The organism is Citrobacter rodentium NBRC 105723 = DSM 16636, from assembly GCF_021278985.1.
In the GTDB taxonomy this organism is placed as follows: Bacteria; Pseudomonadota; Gammaproteobacteria; order Enterobacterales; family Enterobacteriaceae; genus Citrobacter_A; species Citrobacter_A rodentium.
Genome location: NZ_CP082833.1, coordinates 3,986,709 through 4,009,029, shown reverse-complemented (window position 1 = coordinate 4,009,029; position 22,321 = coordinate 3,986,709). Strand labels below are relative to the sequence as shown.

Below are 22,321 nucleotides of genomic sequence, written 5' to 3'. Positions count from 1 at the left end.
TACGTTCTACTACCATAGCACGCCATTGACGCGGATCGGTAATGCTGGTTGACAGGATTGCGGTCTTTTCCGCGGAAGCCTACTCTAATGACAAATCGTTTACAGGAGTGAAAGATGTCGTCGACGAATCCGTTTTTCAGTACCAGCTCGCTACCGTACCATGCCCCGCGCTTTGATCTGCTTGAAGTCGGTCATTATCGTCCCGCGTTTGATGAAGGCGTGCGGCAGAAGCGGGCGGAGATAGACGCCATTATTCATAATGCCGATGCGCCTGATTTTGTAAATACGGTGCTGGCGCTTGAGCAGAGCGGCGAATTGCTGACGCGGGTTACCAGCGTCTTTTTCGCCATGACGTCGGCGCACACCAGTGATGAATTACAGCGGCTCGACGAGGCATTTTCCGCTGAACTTGCCGGGCTGGCTAATGATATCTGGCTCAATGGGAAGCTGTTTGCCCGCGTGGACAGCGTCTGGCGACAGCGCGAGACACTGGGGCTGGACGAGGAGTCTCTGCGTCTGCTGGAGGTGTTGCACCAGCGTTTTGTGCTTTCCGGCGCACGGCTCAGCGATGACGACAAGGCGCAGCTTCGGGCGCTTAATACCGAGGCGGCCACTCTGACCAGCCAGTTTAACCAGCGGCTCCTGGCGGCGAATAAATCCGGCGGCCTGCTGGTCAATGAGGTTAGTCAGCTTGCGGGGCTCAGCGAAGATGAGATTGCGGCGGCGCGAGAAGCGGCCCGTGAAAAAGGCCAGCAGGACGGCTGGCTTATCCCGTTACTCAACACCACGCAGCAACCGGCGCTCAGCGCGCTGCGTGACCGACAGACCCGTGAAGCATTATTTACTGCTGGCTGGCGTCGGGCTGAAAAGGGCGATGAGAACGATACCCGCACGATTATCCAGCGGCTGGTCGCGATTCGCGCCAGTCAGGCGCAATTGCTGGGCTTCCCGGATTACGCGTCGTGGAAAATCGCCGACCAGATGGCAAAAACGCCGCAAGCGGCGCTGGCCTTTATGCGCGCCATCGTGCCTGCGGCGCGTCAGCGTGCGTTGAGTGAACTGGCGGACATTCAGCGGGTAATTGACGATGAAGAGGGGGGCTTTAGCGCCGAGGCATGGGACTGGGCGTTTTATGCTGAGCAGGTGCGTCGCGAAAAATACGATCTCGATGAGTCCCGGCTTAAACCCTACTTTGCCCTTGATACGGTATTGCAGGAGGGGGTGTTCTGGACCGCCAGCCAGCTGTTCGGCATTAAGCTGGTTGAGCGATTTGATATTCCGGTCTACCACCCGGATGTCCGCGTCTGGGAGATTTTCGACCATGATGGCAGCGGGCTGGCGCTTTTTTACGGTGATTTTTTTGCCCGGGATTCGAAAAGCGGCGGCGCATGGATGGGGAATTTCATTGAGCAATCAACTCTGAATCAGAGCCGTCCGGTTATCTATAACGTCTGTAATTATCAAAAACCGGCGCCAGGACAACCAGCGCTGTTACTCTGGGATGATGTCGTGACGTTATTCCATGAGTTCGGTCATACCCTGCATGGACTGTTCGCCACCCAGCGTTACGCCACGCTTTCCGGCACCAATACCCCGCGTGATTTCGTTGAATTCCCTTCGCAGATCAATGAGCACTGGGCCAGTCATCCCGTCGTGTTTGACCGCTTTGCCCGTCATTACGCCACCGGCGAGAGAATGCCAGCGGCATTGCAGGAGAAGATGCGCAAGGCCAGCCTGTTCAACAAGGGCTACGATATGACTGAACTGCTCAGTGCGGCGCTGCTCGATATGGGCTGGCACAGCCTCAGCGTGGCGCAGGCGCAGCAGGAGGTGGAAGCGTTTGAAAAGCAGCTGCTGGCGGCGGAAAACCTCGATCTTCCGCCAGTACCGCCGCGCTACCGCAGCAGCTACTTCGCCCATATCTTCGGCGGCGGCTATGCGGCGGGCTATTATGCCTATCTCTGGACGCAGATGCTGGCCGACGATGGCTATCAGTGGTTCGTGAAGCAGGGCGGATTAACGCGTGAAAACGGGCAAACATTCCGCGAAGCGATTTTGTCGCGCGGGAACGGCACTGATTTAGCAGAACTTTATCGCCAGTGGCGCGGTCACGATCCGCAGATTGAGCCGATGCTGGAAAATCGTGGACTGAACGAGTAAGGGCTTATATGCCTGCCAAATTAACCGGGCGCGACGCCCGGTTTTTTGGTGCCAAACCCGATAAATTGACCGGTTAAAGGGGGCCGGTATTGCCAGTCGGTTTTGCTGTTGCGCTTGTCCAGCTTGCAATACATCAACACGTAGTGTCAGTGACTACTTAAAATATTTATCCAGGGGATCGTAATGCCGGTATTTTCTGTAGAAGAATAACCAGTAGAAAAACCCAAGAGCGGCTCCGAGTCCTGCAAATTTTAAGTAAAGCATTTTGCGGGAACTTAGAAGGCTTCCAAATGAATACGAATTTTTCCATATATCAATAATTGCACCGTTTATCACCAGATCGGTAAGCAGCGCGAGTAAAGGAAGGGCGACGGCGTATGCCGCCGAGAGGTAGATAAGAATTGCAATTCTGAATTTTATATGTACGTTCATACCCTGAATTTTTGACATTTATTTGGAGCATAACATATCAAAATTTAGCCTGACTTCCGTCATTTTTTTATTGGCGTCATAAAGGTCATCTTCGGGTGTCTTTTTTATTGCCATATGAATCGTGTCGTTTGTGGGTTGAAGGTAATAGTGGCTTGACTCCAGTTTTCTTTGTTAAGTATTTTCTCTATGCAGTGTGTGGCGTAAAGGTCATCTGGTGGAGTGAAAGAGGTATATTCGCTTTCGCTAGTTAATCTGAAGTCATGTATAGCTGCGATTACTGTGCGTCCGTCATTGTCAATGCTCCGGAAACAGGTAATCCTCGCTTCGTAAAACGTGTCGGGCAAGCCCTCCAGCATGCATCCAGTGGCCCATTGCAAAAGCTGTTCATTTGAATGTTCCGGCTGAGTGGTCGGTGCTTCTTGCTGCTTGCCTATGAGCTGCTTAAATGTGTTGAGAAAGGAAAACATGTCACTTCCTTGGTTTTTCAAAGTAAGCATAGTATTGCAATCAAGCTGGATAGATCCGTCTTAAGGATAATATCCCTGCCAAGGGATAACGCCATTGATATCCCCACCTGAGGATAAGCCTGTGGAGTACTAAAGCGAAAAGCAATGCAGTAGTAATGATGCTGCTGCGTGCCGCGTAATGGCGACCAGGTATAGCAGACCATTGTGAGGGTAAATGAGGTGATATTTTGCCCCGATGCTGAAGCACCGGGGGCTGGCGGAGTAAACGCCGTCGGGCGCCGTTATTTTTCGTCGCGCAGCAGAGCCAGCAGCTGCGCGACGGCAAAGCGTACGGCCTGATCGAGTACTTCCTCACATTCGCCGACAAAGTGCTGCATTACCGTATAGACCGTGTCGTGAATGGCCAGGGCAAACCAGACGGTGCCGGGCGGCGTACCGTCTTCGCCGCCTTCCGGACCGCCGTAGCCACTTACCGCGATGCTGACATCCACCCTGGCATGTTTTTGCGCGCCCACCGCCATTTCCGCGACCACCGCTTCGCTGACGGCGGTATGGATATCGAGGGTACTTTTCTGCACGCCCAGAATCAGGGATTTCGCTTCATTGGTAAAGGTGATAAAACCGACGCCGTAAAACTCTGGCGTATCGCTGCTGGCGCACAGCGCGGACGCCAGTTTGCCGCCGGTACAGGACTCGGCGGTCGTCAGGCGCAGGCCGCGTTCGGTCAGCAGCGTCCCCAGCGCGTTGGTCAGGGTATCGATAGCGGTGTTATCCTGCAAAGTAACGACTTTATGTTGCGGTATTTTCATCATGATTGTTCATTCTCTGGAATAATAGAAATTTGTCCGTTTCTTTCCAGTATGGCATATTTAATTTGTTTCAATTCCAGAAGGCCGTGATTCTGACGGGCGGCGAGCATAATATCATCGCAGGAGATGCTGACCTTTTGCAGTTTATCCTGATGAGCAACCCCATGATCCACCAGAATAACCGGCGCGCCGTCAATGACGTTTTCAGCACCGGGAATTTTCTTTTTCAGGTAGCCAAATAAAATATCCACCACCACCAGCGTAATAATGGTCAGCATTGCGCCGGTGACCGAGAAGTCTTCCCCCAGCAGGGCTTGCTGAGTCGCTTCACTGATAATCAGCAGCAGGATCAAATCGAAGCTGGTCATTTGCATTAAGGTCCGCCTGCCCGCTATTTTGATAACAATCAGTAATATCAGGTAGATAGCGACCGCTCTGAGAACCATATCCATCATCGGCTCCTAAGGATAAATCCATTGAGAAATCACCAGCGCCGGCTCGTCATTCGCCGAAATAGCGGTGTGAAAATAGCCCGGCTTCTGCGGCTTAGCTGTTATCCGGACGGTGACGTTGTCATTGTCTGACGACGGCGCGTAATACAGAATCAGCTGGTCGTTATGGCTGTACATCTTGTCGGGCTGAGGGGTGACCATCTCCGTCTGGAAGGCGGTGGTGAAGTCTTTACCCAGCCGCAGCGTCAGATCGGAGGCGGCGTTGCGAACGCTGATTTTCAGCGTGTCATCTTTCAACAGACGGCCATATTTTTCATATTCAACGTGAAAGCGCTGGCTGTCGTTTGTTGCCTGTGAGGCGCTAAAGTAGCCGTTGGAAAATAATCCGACTGACGCCGCTATAATAATCAACAGCAGAAACGTAAAGCCGATTCGTCTGAATTTATCTTCAAAATTAAGCGCTCTGCGGCTTTCTTCTATGAAAGGAATAGCGTGTTTCGCTTCGTCAGACCCTGGCATCTTCTACCTGCCTGTTTATGATGGTTAACGGTACCTGCTTGATTTTATTTAAGTAGACGCGCCAGCAGGTGGTTAATTTGTAAAATTTAAAAATAGCAACCAGACTTAATAAGTCAAACCGAACGCCAGAAGGGGAAAGAATGAAACTTAACATAATTGCTTTAGCGGGTATTCTTATCATGCCTTACGCGTTAGCGGCCGATGAAGGTGGATTAAAAAAAGATGCTGCTCCGCCGCCGCCGCATGCGATTGAGGATGGCTATCGCGGCGCTGAAGATGCGAAAAAAATGACCGTTGAATTTGCTAAAACTATGCATGACGGGGCAACGGTATCCCTGCGCGGCAACCTGATTGATCACAAAGGCGACGATAAATATGTATTCCGCGATAAGTCGGGAAAAATCGATATGATTATTCCGGCGTCCGTGTTTGACGGGCGTGAGGTGCAACCGGATCAGATGCTCAGTATTACTGGCAGCCTTGATAAAAAATCAACGCCACCGGTGGTGCGGGTTACTCACCTGCAAAAATAAGACTTAACGCAAACAGCGGCGGCCATTGTCTGTTTTACGCAATATAACAGATGAGCAAAGGTGTAAAGTGTGCAGTATATCTTGTCTCTTTACAAAACAGGCCGTTGCCTGACATAACTCTGCAATCGTTATGCTAGATTTTTATTAACCGATTGATTAATGGATTAAACACTTAAGTCTGGAGGATATATGCAGCGATTTTTACACAAAAAATTAACGGGCAAACGCTGGAATTTGCGACCCGAAACGCAGGATCTACAACATGCGCGTTCCGCTGAGCAGTGGTCTGGCCGAACGGCATGTTGCGACAGTAAAAAAGAGTGGAAGCGCGTCTCTCAGGATGCGCAGCGTTCCGTTGTTTAACTTCCATTGACACAAGGCGTGGTAAGTTGTTTTCCGATTCGTTGTCGCGCACGAAGTGCATTGGCTGCGAAAAGAGTAAAACAAATCTATCCATGCAAGCATTTTACCGTCGGTTCTCCGGCGGTTTTTTTTATTTCTTACGTATAAAAAAGGCCCCTTGTGCAAAATCTGCGACAAGGGGCCTGGTCGGTGAGGAGTTATCTCCGTTCATTAATCATCCCATTTATGACTGAAATAGGCGGCCAGAAATCCGGAGAATAAGATTACTCCCAATACTGCCATAAATACGTTGATATTTCCGAGCATGTTTGCCTCCATTTAATTAATTGTCAGTTTCCTCGCTTACCTTAATTTCTTCAGGTGAGTGAAATAATAGCAGCTGTAATCTAAATATAAGCTGAATTAAGTGATTATTTGGTTAAAAGAGTAAATTTTTTACGATATCGCGATGGCGACCCCTTTGCCGCAAAGACGAACGGAAGATGAATTTATTTCAACTGCCATGAATTTATCTCGTTTGCCTGCACGGGCATAGCATGACAATCTGGACGCATAGCCATCCAGAAGTCTGAGTATTCAAATAAGAAACTATCACGTCCGGAAATCAGTACCGGACGGCAAAGGAGAACGCATGCAAAGACAACAGCCCCCGTATCGCGCAGAAGTGGTTGGCAGCTTTTTACGCCCCGATGTTATTAAGCAGGCCCGCCAGCAGTTTTCCCGCGGCGAACTGAGCGCGCAGCAGTTGCGTGCCGTGGAAGATGAGGCTATTCGCCGCGTGGTGGAGCAGCAGTGCGCCTGCGGCCTGCACGTCGTCACCGACGGGGAATTTCGCCGGGCGTGGTGGCATTTTGACTTTTTTGACGGTTTACAGGGTGTTGAGCGCTACGATGCGGAGCAGGGTATCCAGTTCAACGGCGTGCAGACCAAAGCCCACGGGGTACGCGTGACAGGAAAACTCGCGTTTGGCGATCATCCGATGCTGGAGGATTTTCGCTATCTGAAAAGCATCAGCGGCGACGCGCAGCCGAAAATGACCATTCCCAGCCCCAGCGTGCTGCATTTTCGCGGCGGACGTAAGGACATCGATGTCACGGTATATCCGCAGCTGGACGCCTATTTTGACGATCTGGCGACCACCTGGCGCGACGCCATCCATGCCTTTTACGCCGCTGGCTGCCGCTATCTGCAACTGGATGACACGGTATGGGCCTATCTGTGTTCAGACGCCCAGCGTCAGCAAATTCGCCAACGCGGCGACGATCCGGACGAACTGGCGCGGATTTACGCCAGCGTCATCAACCGTGCGCTGGCCGATAAACCTGCCGATCTGACGGTGGGCCTGCACGTCTGTCGCGGCAACTTCCGCTCCACCTGGATTTCGGAAGGCGGCTATGAACCGGTAGCGGAAGTGCTGTTTGGCGGCGTCAACGTCGATGCGTTTTTCCTTGAGTATGACAACGATCGTTCCGGCGATTTCGCGCCGCTGCGCTTTATCCGTCCGGGGCATCAGCAGGTTGTGCTGGGCCTGATCACCACCAAAAATGGCGAACTGGAAAACCCGCAGGGCGTCAAGGCGCGCCTGCAGGAAGCCACACAGTATGTCGACAAAGCGCAAATTTGCCTCAGCCCGCAGTGCGGTTTTGCCTCAACGGAAGAGGGAAATACCCTCACCGAGGCCCAACAGTGGAGCAAAATTAAGCTGATCACCGAAATAGCCCAACAGGTCTGGTAATTTGCCTCATTAGTGCCCATGGCGCTGCACGCCAATCGCGCAGCGCTGTTTCATTTTGGTTCATCGCCCCTTTCTGGCGCCTTATTCCGCGCGTTAACTTCTTCTGTGCCGTTCTGGCATTCTTTTTGCCTTATTCCTTCTGAACATAATGTTTGCGCCGTTTTGTTTGTCGGCGCGCAGCGGAACTCACAGCAATTTTGTTTTCAGGAGTGAAATTATGCAGCGTCGTACATTACTTAAAGCCTTCGCTCTTTCCGCCTCGGTGGCGGCGATGGGATTCAGTTTCAGCGTTCAGGCCGCCGACACCATTAAGGTCGGCATTATGCATTCGCTTTCCGGCACGATGGCCATCTCCGAGACGCCGCTGAAAGACGTGGCGCTGATGACCATTGATGAAATTAATGCCAAAGGCGGCGTACTGGGCAAAAAGCTGGAGCCGGTTGTGGTGGACCCGGCCTCGAACTGGCCGCTGTTTGCCGAAAAAGCGCGACAGCTTCTGAGCCAGGATAAAGTGGCGGTGGTGCTTGGCTGCTGGACCTCGGTGTCGCGGAAATCGGTATTGCCGGTGTTTGAAGAGCTGAACGGTCTGCTGTTTTATCCGGTGCAGTATGAAGGGGAAGAGATGTCGCCAAACGTCTTTTATACCGGGGCGGCGCCGAACCAGCAGGCGATTCCGGCGGTTGAGTATCTGCTGAGTGAGGATGGCGGCAGCGCTAAACGATTCTTCCTTCTCGGTACGGACTACGTTTATCCGCGCACCACCAATAAGATCCTGCGCGCGTTCCTGCATTCGAAAGGCGTGGCGGATAAGGATATCGAAGAGGTCTACACCCCGTTTGGCCACAGCGATTATCAGACCATTGTCGCCAGCATCAAAAAATTCTCGGCGGGGGGAAAAACGGCGGTGGTTTCCACCATCAACGGCGACTCCAACGTCCCATTTTATAAGGAACTGGCGAATCAGGGGCTGAAAGCGACCGACGTGCCGGTGGTGGCGTTCTCCGTCGGGGAAGAAGAACTTCGCGGTATCGATGCCAGACCGCTGGTCGGTAACCTGGCTGCCTGGAACTATTTTGAATCGGTCGATAACGCCGCTAACCAGAAATTTGTCGCTGACTACCGCGCTTATGCCAAAGCGCATAAATTGCCGAACGCCGATACCGTGGTGACTAACGATCCGATGGAGGCCACCTATGTCGGGCTGCATATGTGGGCGCAGGCGGTTGAGAAGGCGGGCTCTACCGATGTCGATAAAGTGCGTGCGGCTATGGCCGGGCAAACCTTCCAGGCGCCGTCGGGCTTTACCCTGACGATGGACGCCAGCAACCACCACTTACATAAGCCCGTGATGATTGGCGAGATTGAAAGTAACGGTCAGTTCAACGTGGTCTGGCAGACGGAGGAGCCGGTGCGCGCGCAGCCGTGGAGTCCGTTTATCGCCGGTAATGATAAGAAATCGGAACAGCCGGTAAAAATGGCCAGCAACTGATACGGCGCGGCCCTTCTTCGGGAGGGCTGTCTTCGGGGGAGATGGGATGAACGTTATTCGATTTATTCTTGCGGCGCTACTGGCGCTGGGGCTGATGCCGTGGATAGCGCAGGCCAGCGACGCCGATACGTTTGTCGCCGCCAGCCGTACCCAACAGGCGCAGCTGCTGGAGCGGTGGGCGGCGGCACCCGAACCGCAGCGTCTGCCGCTGCTGACGGCGCTGAGCAAGGAAAATGTCTTTACCGACGGCGCGAAGCGGCCGTTCAGCCAGTTCGGTGGGCGGAATATCGCGCTGGGAGCGGCGCAGACGCCAGCCGGGGCGCTGAAGAAGCTGCGTCTGACCAACCGACTGCGTTCGCTGGTTGCCGGAGCGCTGGCGGCGCATCAATTATTAAGTGACAGTGTCACTGAGAGGCGTATGGCCGCCAGCGCGCTTCAGCGCAATGCGCAGCCTGCGATGCTGCCCTATATCCGGGAGCGGCTGGCGCAGGAAACCGACAGCCGGACGCAATCTCTTCTTGGCGGTGTACTGGCGAATCTGCAACTGACCAACCCTGTCGCCGAGGTGCGTCGTCAGGCAATTGTCCTGCTGGGCGACTCCAGCGATCCGGAGATGGAGGCGCGTTTACTACCGTTTACCGATGCCGGACATGAGCCAGACGCCCGGGTTCGCGAAGCGGCGGCGGAGAGCGTGAAGCGCATCCAGCAGCGGATGGCGGTGGCCGATCTGCTCGGTCAGGCATTTATGGGGCTGTCGCTGGGATCGGTATTGCTGCTGGCGGCGCTGGGTCTGGCGATCACCTATGGTCTGCTTGGCGTGATCAATATGGCGCATGGCGAAATGCTGATGCTCGGCGCGTACTGTACGTGGATGGTGCAACAGACGATGGCGCAGCTTGCGCCGCAATGGCTGGCGTTTTATCCGCTGTTTGCGTTGCCGGTGGCGTTTCTCTTTACCGCGGTTGTCGGAATGATTCTGGAGCGCGGGGTGATTCGTCATCTCTACGGACGCCCGCTGGAAACGCTGCTGGCGACGTGGGGGATCAGCCTGATGCTGATCCAGCTGGTGCGCATGACCTTTGGCGCGCAAAACCTGGAGGTGGCGAATCCGCCGTGGCTTTCCGGCGGTGTGCAGGTTTATGCCGGTCTGGTGCTGCCGTGGAACCGTATCGTGGTGCTTGGTTTTACGCTGCTGGTGCTATTTTTCACCTGGCTGGTGCTTAACAAAACGCGGCTTGGTCTGCGGGTGCGGGCGGTGACGCAGAACCGCAGTATGGCGGCCTGCTGCGGAGTGCCGACCGGGCGGGTGGATATGCTGGCCTTTGGCCTCGGTTCGGGAATTGCCGGACTGGGGGGCGTGGCGCTGTCGCAGTTGGGCAACGTCGGGCCGGAACTGGGACAGGGATACATCATCGACTCGTTTCTGGTGGTGGTGCTCGGCGGCGTCGGCCAGCTTGCCGGCAGCGTGGCGGCGGCCTTCGGCCTGGGCGTGTTCAACAAGATCCTTGAACCGCAAATGGGGGCGGTACTCGGCAAGATCGTCATTCTGCTGTTAATCATTCTGTTTATTCAGAAGCGTCCGCAGGGCCTGTTTGCCTTAAAAGGGAGGGTTGCAGACTAATGACTATGCCAATGACCTTAACGATTGCGCGCAAAGCGCCGCGTATCAGCCTGCTGGTCGGCGCGCTGGTCCTGCTGGCGCTGATTATCCTGCCGTTTCTGGCGCTGTTGCCCGCCGAGCATCCGCTGGCGATCTCCGTCTGGACGCTGACGCTGACCGGAAAAATTCTTTGTTATGCGGTGGTGGCCGTGGCGCTGGATCTGGTCTGGGGCTATGCCGGGATGCTGTCGCTGGGGCACGGTATCTTCTTTGCCCTCGGCGGCTATGCCATGGGGATGTACCTGATGCGACAGGCGGCGGGCGAGGGTTTACCGGCGTTTATGTCCTTTCTTTCCTGGACGGAACTGCCGTGGTTCTGGTGGGGAACGCAGCATTTCGCCTGGGCGATGGCGCTGGTAATTCTGCTGCCGGGCTTGCTGGCGCTCATCTTTGGCTGGTTTGCTTTCCGCTCAAAAATTAAAGGCGTCTATTTTTCGATTATGACCCAGGCGCTGACATATGCCGGGATGCTGCTGTTCTTCCGTAACGAAACGGGGTTTGGCGGCAACAACGGTTTTACCGGCTTTACCACTCTGCTGGGCCTGCCGATCACCGCGACCAGCACCCGGGTGGGCCTGTTCCTCGCCAGCGTACTGCTGCTGGTGCTGGCGCTCTGGCTGGGGTTCGCGCTGGCGCGCAGTAAGTTTGGCCGTATCCTCACCGCGGTGCGCGATGCCGAAAACCGGCTGATGTTCTGCGGCTACGATCCAAAAGGCTTCAGGCTGCTGGTCTGGACGCTCTCCGCCATGCTCTGCGGCCTGGCCGGGGCGCTGTATGTGCCGCAGGTCGGGATCATTAACCCCGGCGAGATGTCGCCAACCAATTCGATTGAGGCGGCAATCTGGGTTGCGCTCGGCGGTCGCGGTTCGCTGATTGGGCCGGTCATCGGCGCGGTGATGGTCAACGGGGCGAAAAGCCTGTTTACCGTCATTATGCCGGAGTACTGGCAGCTGTTCCTGGGGCTGATATTCATTGTCGTGACGCTGTTTTTACCGCGCGGCGTGATTGGTCTGTTTCGCAAAGGAGAAAAATAATGCAGCCAGACGAAGGACTTTTTACCCGCCAGATGCCCGGCGATCGCTATCGTCAGCAGACTGACCCGGTGCTGCAACTGGAAAACATCAACGTCAGCTTTGATGGTTTTCAGGCGTTAACCGATCTCACGCTGAATATTGGCGTCGGGGAACTGCGCTGCATTATTGGCCCGAACGGCGCCGGGAAAACCACCCTGATGGACGTCATCACCGGCAAAACCCGTCCGCAAAGCGGTAAAGCGCTGTATGACCAGTCCATCGATCTGACCGCGCTGGATCCAATCGCTATCGCCCGTCAGGGGATTGGCCGCAAGTTCCAGAAGCCCACGGTTTTTGAGGCGCTGACGGTAGAGGAGAATCTCGAACTGGCGATGAAAACCGATAAATCCGTCCGGGCGTCGCTGCGCGCCAGGCTGAGCGACGAACAGCGCGACCGTATCGACGAAATGCTGGGCCTGCTGCGCCTGCGGACAGAAAGGACGCGTCGCGCCGGGCTGCTTTCCCACGGGCAAAAACAGTTTCTTGAGATCGGTATGCTGCTGATGCAGGAGCCGCATCTGCTGCTGCTGGATGAACCCGCGGCGGGTATGACCGATGCGGAAACGGAATACACCGCCGAGCTGTTCCGGACGCTGGCGGGGAAACACTCTTTAATGGTGGTGGAGCACGATATGGGCTTTGTCGAAACCATTGCCGATCGTGTGACTGTGCTCCATCAGGGACGCGTTCTGGCGGAAGGCAGCCTGCGCGATGTGCAGGCTAACGAGCAGGTCATAGAGGTGTATCTCGGGCGCTAAGGAGCGAAGATGCTACAGGTGAATGAACTGAATCAATATTACGGCGGTAGCCATATCCTGCGCGGTGTGACCTTCAGGGCGAACGTTGGCGAGGTGACCTGCCTGCTGGGGCGCAACGGGGTGGGGAAAACCACGCTGCTGAAGTGCCTGATGGGACTGATTCCGGCGCGCAGCGGAACGATTACCTGGCAGGAGAACGATATCACCCGCCGCAGGCCGCATCAGCGGGTGCAGGCTGGCGTGGCGTATGTGCCGCAGGGACGCGAAATTTTCCCCCGCCTGACGGTGGAGGAGAATCTGCTGCTGGGGCTGTCCCGCTTTCCGTCGCGTGAGGCAAAAACTGTACCGGATGAGATATATGCGCTTTTCCCGGTCCTGCGGGAGATGAAGCATCGTCGCGGCGGCGATCTCTCCGGCGGCCAGCAGCAACAGCTTGCCATTGGCCGCGCGCTGGCGAGCCGCCCACAGCTACTGATCCTTGATGAGCCTACGGAGGGTATTCAGCCTTCGGTGATAAAAGAGATTGGCGTGGTCATCAGCCAGCTTGCCCGACGCGGGGATATGGCGATCCTGCTGGTCGAGCAGTTCTACGATTTTGCCGCCGGTCTGGCGGATCAGTATCTGCTGATGTCACGCGGCAGCATTATCCAGCGTGGGCGCGGGGAGAATATGGAAGCAGAGGGCGTGCGCGGCCTGGTGGCTATATGAAATAGCTCAGCACAGCGCAGCCTGTCCCCACGGACGGGCGCGCATCCCTTTGAGCATCAGTATCCAGGCGGCGACAATCGCCGCTATCAGCACTGCAAACAGCGTCCATGCCGGAAAGGCGGTTAAAATTACGCCGCTGGCCAGCGGGTTAACCGCCGCTCCGAGCCAGCCCAGCGACTGGGCGGAAAAATAGCTCGCTTTCATTCCCGCAGGCGCGATGTTATCAATCAGCATATATTCGCCAGGCGCGTAAATGACTTCGCCCAGCGTGAAGATTGCGGCGGCGAGCCCCCACAACAGCAGACTGTTGCCGGAAATCATAAAACCGACAAGGCCAATAACAAAACAGACGGTGCCGAAGGACATCAGCGGACGAATATTGTCCGCCGTCAGCCTGCGACCGACGGCGTACTGCAGGCTGACAACCACCGTTGCGTTAACGGGCAGCACCACCGCCACCACCTTTTCCGCAAAATCGCTGTCAGCCACGACCATCACGTACTGGGAGATACAGGTGGCAAAGGCGCCGCTGACAAATGAGGCGAGAAATGCCGACAGCGTGAACCAGAGCAGCGCTTTATCCTTTAGCAGCACGGACGGTGACCAGGCTACGCTGTTTTCCTCCGTGATCGGCGCTGCCGCGCGCGTAACCAGCAGCTGAATAAACACCAGCGGGAAGGCGGAGCAGAGGGCCGCCAGCCAGAAGGGCAAATTAATGCTCTGCATCACCAGCAGCGTGCCGAGCGGCGGGCCTACGGTCCAGCCGATATTAAGTACCGTATAGTTGAGCGAGAAGATTTTCCCCTTCGCCGTGGGCGACAGATTATCGGCAAACCAGGCCTTCAGCACGGTAGCGAATACGGAATAAGCACAGTTAATCAGGGCAAACAGCAGCACCACCAGCGTGACGCTATGCACCAGCGGAATAGCGATAAAGCCAAAGGCAAATGCCGAGATCGCCAGCAGCATATAGCGCTTTTTATCGAATTTGTCCGCCAGAATGCCGAAACCGAGGCTGAAGACGACGCCGATCGTTAAGGCAATCGTCAGGGCGTAGCCGATCAGATCCACGCTCAACTGGTACTGACGATTAAGATAAATGGTCATAAACGGCAGCGTTGCGCCGCGACCGATAGTCAGTAGCAGGGAGGAAGCGAGTAAAGCAAGGGTGGACCGTCTCAGCGTGTTGTTCATTTATCTGTCCGACATCTGCGCGTGTTGTTATGTTTTATGATCTGTGTCGGTTAAAGGAATATCACGGCAAAAATGTGATGTATAGTGGATAAATTGTTCGCTTGTCTCCTGCGGTCCCTGGCGGAATAAAAGATCTGTCGCTGGCGTTTGTTTTCCGTTACTTTAACTTGTTTACAAAAATTTAATATTTCGGGGCGGCGGTATGACGCGAAAAGACGGGCTGTTGGCGTTACTGGTGGTGGTAGTCTGGGGGTTGAACTTCGTCGTTATCAAGATGGGGTTGCATAATATGCCGCCGCTGATGCTGGCCGGGCTTCGCTTTCTGCTGGTGGCCTTTCCGGCGATCTTTTTCGTTGCGCGGCCCAAAATTCCGCTTTCGCTGCTGCTGGGATATGGCCTGACCATTAGCTTCGGACAGTTTGCGTTTCTGTTTTGCGCCATTAACGTCGGTATGCCGGCAGGCCTGGCGTCGCTGGTGCTCCAGGCGCAGGCCTTTTTCACCATTACGCTCGGCGCCTTTGCCTTTGGTGAGCGCCTGCAGGGGAAGCAAATTGCCGGTATTGCGCTGGCCGTGTTCGGCGTTCTGGTGCTGATTGAATCCAGTCTTAATGGTCAGCACATCGCCTTGCCCGGCTTTCTGCTGACGCTGGCGGCGGCCTTCAGCTGGGCGTGCGGCAATATCTTTAATAAGAAGATTATGCAGCACTCATCGCGTCCGGCGGTGATGTCGCTGGTGGTGTGGAGCGCGCTGATCCCGATTATCCCTTTCTTTGCCGCATCGTTGATGCTTGATGGCGCGGCGAAAATAGCCCACAGCCTGATTGAGATTGATCTCACCACCATTCTGTCGCTGGTTTATCTGGCGTTTGTCGCCACGATTGTCGGCTATGGCATCTGGGGAACGCTGCTCGGCCGCTATGAAACCTGGCGGGTCGCGCCGCTTTCCCTGCTGGTGCCGGTGGTGGGGCTGGCGAGCGCGGCGCTGCTGCTTGGCGAGACGCTGAGCGGGTTGCAGCTCCTCGGTGCGCTGCTGATTATGGCAGGGTTGTACATCAACGTTTTTGGCCTTCGCTGGCGCAAAACGGCACAGGCGCGCGGCTGATAAAAACAACAAAGCCGCATGTGGCCATGCGGCTTATAAGCAGGCTGAATTCGCGCCCGCATGCCTTACAGACGGTGGCGGTTATAATAGGGCACGCCCAGCTCGTCTGACTTGTCGCTTCCGGCGCTCATCGGGGTGAGATCGAACGGCGAGTGTGCCTGCGCGGTCGGAATAACGATCGCGTCGCGATTATCTGACGCCACGGGCCGCGCGGATTGCTCCGCAACGCTCTGGCCTGAGACAGCAAGCAGCAGGGCGAGCATTGCAGAAGACAACAGTTTCATGATTTCCTCGGTTACGTCATTTACAGGCGATGTTTTAGTTACAGTGATTCAACGGATGCAGGTAACGCGATTCGCCATGCATATTGGTAATACGGTATTTATGCGGCGGCACGTCGAAATAGTTTTTAAAGGTCCGGGTCAGCGTCTGCTGCGACTCAAAACCGTAGCGCTCGGCCAGATATAAAATCGGCTCGTTACTTTCTTTTAATTTCTGCGCTATTTCGGTCATTTTACGGCTGCGGATGTACTGGCCTAATGAATGACCGGTCTCTTTTTTGAACATCCGTTGCAGGTGCCATTTGGAGTAACCTGAACGCTCAGACACTTTTTCCAGTGAGAGCGGCGATTCCAGGTTATCTTCGATCCAGTCCAAAATGCTGTGAATGGTGATAGCGTCAGTATTGCGTCTGGACATCGTCATACCTCATTTTTGTTTTTACGGCAGAACTTTCTTAAGTAAATACTCAAGCGTTGCCACTTCGTCGGCCGTTAAGTTTTTTGTTAATTCCTGGTGCAGGTCTTGCCCTACTAATTGATGACATTGCTCACATATTGCCGCGCCGTGTTCGGTGAGTTTCACCAGCACGCCGCGTTTGTCATTCGGGTTAGGGTGTCGGTCAATCCAGCCTTTGCAGACCAGACGGTCGAGCATGCGCGTTAACGCGCCCAGATCGACGGACAGTACTTTTTTCAGTTCAACCGGGGTAATACAGCCCGCGCAGCGGATAGAACAGAGCACCTTAAATTGCGATGCGGTGATATCCAGCGGCGAGAGATAGTCGTTGAGAAGACGATCTTTTTGCTGATTAACCATGTAGATCAGGCGACCCAGCGGGATGATATCGTTGAATAAATCACTGGTGCTATTCACAATGGTTGCCCTGGCAAGTAATTAGTTACGGCAGATAATATTGCCCAGGCAACTATAAGTCAAACGAATGGATTGGCCGATCACACGTTTTGTTAAAAGCGATAAAGCGTGTTTCAGATCACATTTTATTAAATTAATGATAATTAAAGATTATGTTTCCCGACGCTAACGAATCCTTACAGCAGCGCAATGGCTAAGGCTGTGGTTTAGCACGTATACTTGCCGCTAAACGAGCGAAACAGGAATTCAGGCCATTATGATGGAATTGTTTAAAGCGATAGGGCTGGGGCTGGTGGTGATTCTGCCGCTGGCGAACCCGTTAACCACCGTGGCGCTGTTTCTGGGTCTTGCCGGGAACATGAACAGCGCGCAGCGCAACCATCAGTCGCTGATGGCTTCAGTGTACGTATTCGCCATCATGATGGTGGCGTATTATGCCGGTCAGTTGGTCATGAACACCTTCGGGATCTCGATTCCTGGCTTACGTATTGCGGGCGGCCTGATTGTGGCATTTATCGGGTTTCGGATGCTTTTTCCCCAGCAGAAAGCGCATGAATCGCTGGAGGCGAAGAGCAAATCGGAAGAGCTTGAGGACGAACCTGACACCAATATCGCCTTCGTGCCGCTGGCAATGCCGAGCACCGCAGGTCCGGGCACCATTGCGATGATCATCAGTTCGGCGTCCACGGTGCGTAATGGCGCGAATTTCCCTGACTGGGTGATCACCGTCGCGCCGCCGATTATCTTTGCCGCGGTGGCGGTGATCCTGTGGGGGTGCCTGCGTAGCTCCGGGGCGATCATGCGGCTGGTGGGCAAGGGCGGTATTGAAGCGATTTCCCGCCTGATGGGATTCTTACTGGTCTGTATGGGCGTGCAGTTTATTATTAACGGCGTGCTGGAGATTATTCAGACTCTGCATTAACAGACGGGCCGGAGAGGGCGTTCGCTATTCTCCGGCACAGGTTAACGTGCGTCAGCCATGCTGCGGTTGCTCTTCCAGCGACACCGGCCATTTACGAAAGATAATCACTGACCAGATCAGCGCGGCCAGCGCCGGGACGGCGCCGACATAGCCGATAGCCGACATCGACCAGTGTAAACTCACCTGATTGCCCACCAGCGCGCCCGCGCCAATGCCAATGTTAAAAATGCCGGAGAACAGCGCCATCGCCACGTCCGTGGCGTCGGGGGCGATAGCCAGCACTTTTACCTGCATCCCCAGGCCAATCATCATAATGGCAATTCCCCAGAAGAGGCTAAGAACGGCGAGATGCGTTTCGCTGTTGGCGGCTGGCATCAGCAATACCAGACAGGCCGTCAGCAGCATAATGGCGATGCAGATCAGCGCCGAGGCGTGCTGATTGCCAAGCTTACCAAAGACGATGCTACCGAGGATGCCCGCGCCTCCCAGCACCAGCAGCAGAACGGTGGCGAAACTGGCGCTCAGCCCGGCGACCGTCTGCACAAACGGCTCAATATAGCTGTAGGCGGTGTAGTGCGCGGTGACCACGATGACCGTCAGTAAATAGATGCTCATCAGCGCCGGGCGGCGGAACAATAGCGGCAGGCTTTTCAGCGAACCAGAGTGTTCGCTCGGCAGCTTTGGCAGCAGTTTGATCAGGCAGACCAGGGTAATCAACGCGCCCATACCGATAGCGAAGAAGGTGGTGCGCCAGCCGAAATACTGTCCGACAAGGCGGCCAATCGGCAGACCAAGCACCATCGCCAGCGCCGTACCGGTAGCAATCAGACTCAGCGCCTGCGCGCGCTTTCCGGCAGGGGCCAGGCGGATTGCCAGCGAGGCGGTGATCGACCAGAAAACCGCATGGGCGAAAGCAATGCCGATGCGGCTGATCACCAGCACGGTAAAGTTCCATGCGAGGAAAGAGAGCACATGGCTGGCGATAAACAGGACGAACAGGCCGATCAGCAGCTTGCGCCTTTCAACCTGACTGGTCAGCAGCATAAACGGCAGCGACATCAGCGCCACCACCCAGGCATAAATCGTCAGCATGATCCCGACCTGCGCGGTCTGCATATTAAAGCTCTGCGCGATATCAGACAGCAGGCCGACCGGGACAAATTCCGTGGTATTGAAAATAAACGCCGCGATCGCAAGCGTAACTACCCGTAGCCACGCGATTTTGCGGGAAACAGTGTTTGTTGTCATAAAAAGGATTCGGGTCTGTTGCGAAAAGGTGAGGAGACGATGTTAAAACGTTTGCTGGCGAAAAGACAACCGTTTTGTGATTCAGATCTCATTTTTATCGCAAATTGTGACAACGTCACACCTCATTGCGTAAAAGCTTGTTGCCGCCTGAGATTTGTGTCAACGTGCTGAGAAAGATAACCAGACGGGGCACGGGCATGAAAGAGATTGATTTTTATATGGTTGATGCGTTCAGCGATCGCGCATTCGGCGGTAACGCGGCGGCAGTGTGTCTGCTTGACGCGTGGTTACCGGACGAGACGTTGCAAAAGATGGCGCAGCAGCATAATCAGTCGGAAACTGCTTTCGTTGTCCGCCAGCCAGGGGGATTTGCGCTGCGCTGGTTTACCACCCGTAATGAGGTGAATTTATGCGGCCATGCCACGCTGGCCAGCGCGCACGTCATCTTTCACCATCTCGGCTATCCTGATGAACGCATTCATTTCGACACGCTCTCCGGGACGTTGAGCGTTTCGCGTCACGATGACTGGCTGACGCTGGACTTTCCTGCCTGCGCCACCGATGCGCAAACGCCGCCGCAGGAGATGCTCAGCGCGCTGGGTATCGATCGCTGGCTCAGCGCCCGTAAAGGCCGTGCCTGGGTGATTGAACTGGCGACGCGCGAGCAGGTTGAAGCGCTCGCGCCGGATATCAATGCCATGATCCCCGGCGAACATAAGGTATCGGTGACCGCTGCGGGCGACGGAGAGTACGACTTTGTCAGCCGCTTTTTCTCGCCCGGCGAGGCGGTGTGGGAAGATCCGGTTACCGGCTCGGCGCACACTATGCTGATCCCGTTCTGGGGCGCGAAGCTGAATAAAACCCGGATGCTTGCCCGCCAGGTCTCCGCCCGCGGCGGCGATGTGCGCTGCGAATGGCGGGGCGAACGGGTGCTGATGAGCGGGATGGCGAGAACCTATTTACAGGGCAAGGTGCTGCTGGATTAACCCGGCCACGCCTGGCCGGGCCCGTGAACAATGATTGCCCTGGTTTGCGGTCGTGATGTGCCAGGTGCGTCACATCGGAAAGATCGTTATCGCCGCGAAGCATAACGCCAGAATACGGATGAAGTACATTGGCACCGAGAAAATCCAGAATTCGGCAAGTTTGTATTTGCCCATTCCGAGGATCATCGCGGGCATTCCGTCAATCGGCATATAGCCGCCGTTCCAGCCGGAGACGACGACGGCGATGGCTGCCGCAGTCGGATTCAACCCAAGGCTGGTGCAGGCGGCAATCGCAATCGGCGCGAAAATATAGACTGAGCCCATATTCGAACCGGTAAATGTCGCACAGGTGCTGGTTAACAGCGCAAAGGCGATGATAAACCAAAGCGGTGATACGCTTGCGCCCAGGACGCCCGCCACGGCGTCGCCGACCATCGCGGTAAATCCACTGTCTGCCAGCGCATCGGCAACGCCAATTACCCCGGCCATCATTAAGATCACCGGCGCGCCCATATGATCGCGAACTTCCTTAAAGTCGAGTACGCCAATACCAAGGATAAACGCTGCGGCAAGACCCGGCACGACGTAGGCAATATCGCCAAGCTGATTCATCATCATCATGCCGATAACGCTGATGGCGAAAGCGCCGAGGGTGCAATACTCTTTCCAGAGCGGCATACTGACTTTTACTGTCTCCCTGGCTGCCAGTGCGTCGTCTGAAGCGTCGGCAATGGGGTGATCGGGTAACAGGCGCCAGGCGAGCAGACACCAGGTAAGAAACGCCAGCGACATCGCCAGATTCACCAGTGCGAATTTGACCATCGAAATTTGCGTATTGATACCGGCTGCTTCCAGTACCGTGGCGGTTACGCCAAACAGCAATGCGACATTAACCGGGATCAGCGGATGATTTGTCGCAAAACCTAACGGCATCATCAGTCTGGAAGCTGGCAACTTTTTGCTGTAGGGGATGGTTGAAACCAGAGACAAAATCAGCACGTAATAGCCCGTAGAGCCAGTACCGGCGAGACTTGCCCCCACCATGACGATCACCAACAGCAGCGTATAGCTTTTGTAGCTGCCTTTATTGACCAGCGCGATCATCGACTCCTTCACATTGCCGATTAGTCGGGTTTTTTGCAGCGCCGCCATGACGACCATAAACCCGGCGATCATCACAACGCTTGAATTAACGAAACCAGCAAATGCCTGTTGAACGGAAGACAACCCCGTCACCACCAGCAGTAGACAGGCCAGCAAGGGTGGCGCGCCAAACGCCAGCTTATCCGACATAATGAGCGCAATCATCAGCACCAGAATGCCCAGCGCCGTTAGCATTTCCATTGTCATAGGTTGATCTCCCTTAGCCAGTGGTCACGATCTGGCTTTCTTCACCCAGTCGGGGGAAACCCGGACATACTTAATCGCCTGGCGAAACCAGGTATAAGCAATATGCAGGGTTCCATCCGGAGTCTGGTTGATGCTTGGGTAAGAAAATTCGCGGTTACGCTTGTCCTGCGAATTATTGGTCATACAGTAGCCGTCGCCTTCATCAAGATTTCGCCTCCAGGGCCAGCTTTTACCTCCGTCAGCGGAGATCGCCACGGTCATGGGCGCCCGTGGCGCGCCCCAGAACGCACTTTTTCCGTTGGTTGCCTCAGGCTCTGTCCGGCTACTGTCGCCACCGTCGATTTCGTCATACAGCGAAGCACGTCTTTCCTGCGCGCCCTCTGCGCTCATGTGGTTGTAGACCAGCGCCAGTTCGCCGCTGCTGAGCGTTGTCACCTGAATGGATGAGTTGTTGTTGGGAAGCGCTGTCGGTGTGGGGGCTGTCCAGCTTTCGCCGTTGTCGTCTGACTGGCTGTAATAGATGCTGTCGGCCCAGCGACTGCGAAACAGCGCCGCCAGCCTGCCGTCCGGCAGCGTCGTGATATTCATATGTACGCAACCCAGGCTCTGCGGCACGATCGCGTCTCGCCAGCTCTGACCGCCATCTGAGGATATTTTCACCGCGCTGATGTCGCTGTTGCCGACCCATTTTTCGCCAGGTTTTGTCCGGCAGTAAAACACCGGCAGCAGCCAGTTGCCGTTAGCCAGCACCGTAATCGGCTGGCGGATAAAGGTCCCTGGCGTGTCCAGCAGGACAGCGGTATCGCTCCAGCTGTAACCCAGATCGGTTGACCGGCGGTAACGAACGATCGCCGTATCCTGATTACCGGCGATCTGCGCGGTCCAGAGCAGCCACAGCACGTTATCCGGCGCAAGGAACAGCACCGGGTTTTGTTCCGACCGGGTGGGGTCATGCGAAAGCCGGACCGCTTCGCTCCATTGATGGCTGCCGGGCGACAGGCGTGAACCCCATATCGAAATATCGGCAACGCCTTCCTGTGTTCCGCCAAACCAGACGCACATCAGCGAACCGTCCGGCAGAGGCAATAAATTTGCAGCATGGTTTTGTGGGCAGGCTGAAGGTAGCATTGCCGTTTCGACTAATGCGCCCTTGCTGTCCGGGCGGATGACTCCGTCGCGATCCACATTTACAGACATATTCATGCT

27 protein-coding genes are annotated in these 22,321 nt (G+C 55.3%); 13 read left to right on the top strand and 14 right to left on the bottom strand.

The features are described from left to right. Window positions 1–114: 114 nt before the first annotated feature. Window positions 115–2,160 carry a peptidyl-dipeptidase Dcp gene (gene dcp, locus K7R23_RS19010; RefSeq protein ID WP_012905750.1) on the top strand — a complete coding sequence of 682 codons (2,046 nt, stop codon included), beginning with the start codon at window positions 115–117 and terminating at the stop codon, window positions 2,158–2,160. Between the two features lie 20 nt (window positions 2,161–2,180). Here dcp and K7R23_RS19005 read toward each other — a convergent pair whose 3' ends face one another. The 6 genes from K7R23_RS19005 to K7R23_RS18980 form a co-directional block, all read right to left on the bottom strand. Then, the gene (locus tag K7R23_RS19005) at window positions 2,181–2,294 is read right to left on the bottom strand and encodes a phage integrase Arm DNA-binding domain-containing protein (RefSeq protein ID WP_374952014.1); all 114 of its coding nucleotides are present in this window, start codon (window positions 2,292–2,294) and stop codon (window positions 2,181–2,183) included. A gap of 19 nt (window positions 2,295–2,313) precedes the next feature. Next, a complete protein-coding gene (locus K7R23_RS19000; RefSeq protein WP_012905751.1) occupies window positions 2,314–2,610 on the bottom strand; it encodes a hypothetical protein in 297 nt (98 codons plus the stop codon). A gap of 86 nt (window positions 2,611–2,696) precedes the next feature. Next, a complete protein-coding gene (locus K7R23_RS18995; RefSeq protein ID WP_012905752.1) occupies window positions 2,697–3,089 on the bottom strand; it encodes a hypothetical protein in 393 nt (130 codons plus the stop codon). 251 nt (window positions 3,090–3,340) lie between these two features. Then, on the bottom strand, window positions 3,341–3,868 hold the full coding sequence (locus K7R23_RS18990; RefSeq protein ID WP_012905753.1) for a 2-oxo-tetronate isomerase: 528 nt from the start codon (window positions 3,866–3,868) through the stop codon (window positions 3,341–3,343). Next, window positions 3,868–4,320, bottom strand: coding sequence for a DUF421 domain-containing protein (locus K7R23_RS18985; protein WP_012905754.1), 453 nt, complete (start codon window positions 4,318–4,320; stop codon window positions 3,868–3,870). Before K7R23_RS18985 ends, K7R23_RS18990 begins: the two co-directional genes overlap by 1 nt. 9 nt (window positions 4,321–4,329) lie before the next feature. Next, window positions 4,330–4,839 (bottom strand): hypothetical protein, encoded by a 510-nt coding sequence (locus K7R23_RS18980; RefSeq protein ID WP_012905755.1) that lies wholly within the window; start codon window positions 4,837–4,839, stop codon window positions 4,330–4,332. 140 nt (window positions 4,840–4,979) lie between these two features. On the opposite strand from K7R23_RS18980, the gene K7R23_RS18975 reads away from it, so the two are divergent. Then, window positions 4,980–5,372: a YdeI family stress tolerance OB fold protein gene (locus tag K7R23_RS18975; protein ID WP_012905756.1), complete on the top strand. Its 393-nt coding sequence runs from the start codon at window positions 4,980–4,982 to the stop codon at window positions 5,370–5,372. Between the two features lie 189 nt (window positions 5,373–5,561). Then, window positions 5,562–5,735, top strand: a complete 174-nt coding sequence (locus tag K7R23_RS18970) for a hypothetical protein (RefSeq protein WP_158304842.1) — start codon at window positions 5,562–5,564, stop codon at window positions 5,733–5,735. A gap of 210 nt (window positions 5,736–5,945) precedes the next feature. Here the strand turns inward: K7R23_RS18970 and mgtS are convergent, their stop codons facing one another. After that, window positions 5,946–6,041, bottom strand: a complete 96-nt coding sequence (gene mgtS, locus K7R23_RS18965; protein WP_024132656.1) for a protein MgtS — start codon at window positions 6,039–6,041, stop codon at window positions 5,946–5,948. A gap of 325 nt (window positions 6,042–6,366) precedes the next feature. Between mgtS and K7R23_RS18960 the strand changes: the two genes are divergently transcribed. Genes K7R23_RS18960 through urtE form a run of 7 tightly spaced genes read left to right on the top strand, consistent with a single transcriptional unit; the run spans window position 6,367 to window position 13,158 of the window. Beyond that, on the top strand, window positions 6,367–7,470 hold the full coding sequence (locus K7R23_RS18960; protein ID WP_012905759.1) for a cobalamin-independent methionine synthase II family protein: 1,104 nt from the start codon (window positions 6,367–6,369) through the stop codon (window positions 7,468–7,470). 18 nt (window positions 7,471–7,488) lie between these two features. Then, window positions 7,489–7,683, top strand: a complete 195-nt coding sequence (locus tag K7R23_RS18955) for a hypothetical protein (RefSeq protein ID WP_232796082.1) — start codon at window positions 7,489–7,491, stop codon at window positions 7,681–7,683. A 4-nt stretch (window positions 7,684–7,687) separates the two neighbouring features. Next, window positions 7,688–8,959, top strand: coding sequence for an urea ABC transporter substrate-binding protein (gene urtA / locus K7R23_RS18950; protein WP_012905760.1), 1,272 nt, complete (start codon window positions 7,688–7,690; stop codon window positions 8,957–8,959). A gap of 46 nt (window positions 8,960–9,005) precedes the next feature. Continuing rightward, window positions 9,006–10,580, top strand: coding sequence for an urea ABC transporter permease subunit UrtB (gene urtB, locus K7R23_RS18945; RefSeq protein ID WP_012905761.1), 1,575 nt, complete (start codon window positions 9,006–9,008; stop codon window positions 10,578–10,580). Next, window positions 10,580–11,653: an urea ABC transporter permease subunit UrtC gene (urtC, locus tag K7R23_RS18940; protein WP_012905762.1), complete on the top strand. Its 1,074-nt coding sequence runs from the start codon at window positions 10,580–10,582 to the stop codon at window positions 11,651–11,653. Before urtB ends, urtC begins: the two co-directional genes overlap by 1 nt. Then, window positions 11,653–12,450, top strand: coding sequence for an urea ABC transporter ATP-binding protein UrtD (urtD, locus tag K7R23_RS18935; RefSeq protein ID WP_012905763.1), 798 nt, complete (start codon window positions 11,653–11,655; stop codon window positions 12,448–12,450). The genes urtC and urtD overlap by 1 nt, the downstream gene beginning before the upstream one ends. Before the next feature lie 9 nt (window positions 12,451–12,459). Beyond that, window positions 12,460–13,158, top strand: a complete 699-nt coding sequence (gene urtE / locus K7R23_RS18930) for an urea ABC transporter ATP-binding subunit UrtE (protein WP_012905764.1) — start codon at window positions 12,460–12,462, stop codon at window positions 13,156–13,158. Window positions 13,159–13,164: 6 nt separating this feature from the next. Here the strand turns inward: urtE and ydeE are convergent, their stop codons facing one another. Then, complete coding sequence (gene ydeE / locus K7R23_RS18925) at window positions 13,165–14,352, bottom strand: efflux MFS transporter YdeE (RefSeq protein ID WP_012905765.1); 1,188 nt, start codon at window positions 14,350–14,352, stop codon at window positions 13,165–13,167. Between the two features lie 202 nt (window positions 14,353–14,554). On the opposite strand from ydeE, the gene eamA reads away from it, so the two are divergent. Beyond that, window positions 14,555–15,454, top strand: coding sequence for an O-acetylserine/cysteine exporter (eamA, locus tag K7R23_RS18920; RefSeq protein ID WP_012905766.1), 900 nt, complete (start codon window positions 14,555–14,557; stop codon window positions 15,452–15,454). A gap of 65 nt (window positions 15,455–15,519) precedes the next feature. Here eamA and marB read toward each other — a convergent pair whose 3' ends face one another. The 3 genes from marB to marR are packed head-to-tail and all read right to left on the bottom strand — an operon-like array spanning window position 15,520 to window position 16,609. Next, window positions 15,520–15,738, bottom strand: a complete 219-nt coding sequence (gene marB, locus K7R23_RS18915; RefSeq protein WP_012905767.1) for a multiple antibiotic resistance protein MarB — start codon at window positions 15,736–15,738, stop codon at window positions 15,520–15,522. 34 nt (window positions 15,739–15,772) lie between these two features. Next, window positions 15,773–16,153, bottom strand: a complete 381-nt coding sequence (gene marA, locus K7R23_RS18910; protein WP_012905768.1) for an MDR efflux pump AcrAB transcriptional activator MarA — start codon at window positions 16,151–16,153, stop codon at window positions 15,773–15,775. 21 nt (window positions 16,154–16,174) lie between these two features. Further along, on the bottom strand, window positions 16,175–16,609 hold the full coding sequence (gene marR, locus K7R23_RS18905; RefSeq protein WP_012905769.1) for a multiple antibiotic resistance transcriptional regulator MarR: 435 nt from the start codon (window positions 16,607–16,609) through the stop codon (window positions 16,175–16,177). 256 nt (window positions 16,610–16,865) lie between these two features. Here marR and K7R23_RS18900 point away from each other — a divergent pair, with 256 nt between their 5' ends. Next, window positions 16,866–17,531: a MarC family NAAT transporter gene (locus K7R23_RS18900; RefSeq protein WP_012905770.1), complete on the top strand. Its 666-nt coding sequence runs from the start codon at window positions 16,866–16,868 to the stop codon at window positions 17,529–17,531. A gap of 51 nt (window positions 17,532–17,582) precedes the next feature. Here K7R23_RS18900 and K7R23_RS18895 read toward each other — a convergent pair whose 3' ends face one another. Continuing rightward, entirely contained in the window at window positions 17,583–18,779 is a 1,197-nt protein-coding gene (locus K7R23_RS18895) for a sugar transporter (protein WP_012905771.1), read from the bottom strand. A 197-nt stretch (window positions 18,780–18,976) separates the two neighbouring features. On the opposite strand from K7R23_RS18895, the gene K7R23_RS18890 reads away from it, so the two are divergent. Further along, window positions 18,977–19,765 (top strand): PhzF family phenazine biosynthesis protein, encoded by a 789-nt coding sequence (locus tag K7R23_RS18890; RefSeq protein WP_012905772.1) that lies wholly within the window; start codon window positions 18,977–18,979, stop codon window positions 19,763–19,765. Between the two features lie 69 nt (window positions 19,766–19,834). Here K7R23_RS18890 and K7R23_RS18885 read toward each other — a convergent pair whose 3' ends face one another. Then, window positions 19,835–21,115, bottom strand: coding sequence for an SLC13 family permease (locus K7R23_RS18885; RefSeq protein WP_012905773.1), 1,281 nt, complete (start codon window positions 21,113–21,115; stop codon window positions 19,835–19,837). Between the two features lie 24 nt (window positions 21,116–21,139). Then, window positions 21,140–22,312, bottom strand: a complete 1,173-nt coding sequence (locus K7R23_RS18880) for a sialidase family protein (protein WP_012905774.1) — start codon at window positions 22,310–22,312, stop codon at window positions 21,140–21,142. Window positions 22,313–22,321: the final 9 nt, after the last annotated feature.

Bases quoted from the DNA above. Each gene is read 5' to 3' on its own strand.
- dcp (WP_012905750.1), top strand. From the start codon at position 115: ATGTCGTCGACGAATCCGTTTTTCAGTACCAGCTCGCTACCGTACCAT.
- K7R23_RS19005 (WP_374952014.1), bottom strand. From the start codon at position 2,294: ATGTATTGCAAGCTGGACAAGCGCAACAGCAAAACCGACTGGCAATAC.
- K7R23_RS19000 (WP_012905751.1), bottom strand. From the start codon at position 2,610: ATGTCAAAAATTCAGGGTATGAACGTACATATAAAATTCAGAATTGCA.
- K7R23_RS18995 (WP_012905752.1), bottom strand. From the start codon at position 3,089: ATGCTTACTTTGAAAAACCAAGGAAGTGACATGTTTTCCTTTCTCAAC.
- K7R23_RS18990 (WP_012905753.1), bottom strand. From the start codon at position 3,868: ATGAAAATACCGCAACATAAAGTCGTTACTTTGCAGGATAACACCGCT.
- K7R23_RS18985 (WP_012905754.1), bottom strand. From the start codon at position 4,320: ATGGATATGGTTCTCAGAGCGGTCGCTATCTACCTGATATTACTGATT.
- K7R23_RS18980 (WP_012905755.1), bottom strand. From the start codon at position 4,839: ATGCCAGGGTCTGACGAAGCGAAACACGCTATTCCTTTCATAGAAGAA.
- K7R23_RS18975 (WP_012905756.1), top strand. From the start codon at position 4,980: ATGAAACTTAACATAATTGCTTTAGCGGGTATTCTTATCATGCCTTAC.
- K7R23_RS18970 (WP_158304842.1), top strand. From the start codon at position 5,562: ATGCAGCGATTTTTACACAAAAAATTAACGGGCAAACGCTGGAATTTG.
- mgtS (WP_024132656.1), bottom strand. From the start codon at position 6,041: ATGCTCGGAAATATCAACGTATTTATGGCAGTATTGGGAGTAATCTTA.
- K7R23_RS18960 (WP_012905759.1), top strand. From the start codon at position 6,367: ATGCAAAGACAACAGCCCCCGTATCGCGCAGAAGTGGTTGGCAGCTTT.
- K7R23_RS18955 (WP_232796082.1), top strand. From the start codon at position 7,489: ATGGCGCTGCACGCCAATCGCGCAGCGCTGTTTCATTTTGGTTCATCG.
- urtA (WP_012905760.1), top strand. From the start codon at position 7,688: ATGCAGCGTCGTACATTACTTAAAGCCTTCGCTCTTTCCGCCTCGGTG.
- urtB (WP_012905761.1), top strand. From the start codon at position 9,006: ATGAACGTTATTCGATTTATTCTTGCGGCGCTACTGGCGCTGGGGCTG.
- urtC (WP_012905762.1), top strand. From the start codon at position 10,580: ATGACTATGCCAATGACCTTAACGATTGCGCGCAAAGCGCCGCGTATC.
- urtD (WP_012905763.1), top strand. From the start codon at position 11,653: ATGCAGCCAGACGAAGGACTTTTTACCCGCCAGATGCCCGGCGATCGC.
- urtE (WP_012905764.1), top strand. From the start codon at position 12,460: ATGCTACAGGTGAATGAACTGAATCAATATTACGGCGGTAGCCATATC.
- ydeE (WP_012905765.1), bottom strand. From the start codon at position 14,352: ATGAACAACACGCTGAGACGGTCCACCCTTGCTTTACTCGCTTCCTCC.
- eamA (WP_012905766.1), top strand. From the start codon at position 14,555: ATGACGCGAAAAGACGGGCTGTTGGCGTTACTGGTGGTGGTAGTCTGG.
- marB (WP_012905767.1), bottom strand. From the start codon at position 15,738: ATGAAACTGTTGTCTTCTGCAATGCTCGCCCTGCTGCTTGCTGTCTCA.
- marA (WP_012905768.1), bottom strand. From the start codon at position 16,153: ATGTCCAGACGCAATACTGACGCTATCACCATTCACAGCATTTTGGAC.
- K7R23_RS18900 (WP_012905770.1), top strand. From the start codon at position 16,866: ATGATGGAATTGTTTAAAGCGATAGGGCTGGGGCTGGTGGTGATTCTG.
- K7R23_RS18895 (WP_012905771.1), bottom strand. From the start codon at position 18,779: ATGACAACAAACACTGTTTCCCGCAAAATCGCGTGGCTACGGGTAGTT.
- K7R23_RS18890 (WP_012905772.1), top strand. From the start codon at position 18,977: ATGAAAGAGATTGATTTTTATATGGTTGATGCGTTCAGCGATCGCGCA.
- K7R23_RS18885 (WP_012905773.1), bottom strand. From the start codon at position 21,115: ATGACAATGGAAATGCTAACGGCGCTGGGCATTCTGGTGCTGATGATT.
- K7R23_RS18880 (WP_012905774.1), bottom strand. From the start codon at position 22,312: ATGTCTGTAAATGTGGATCGCGACGGAGTCATCCGCCCGGACAGCAAG.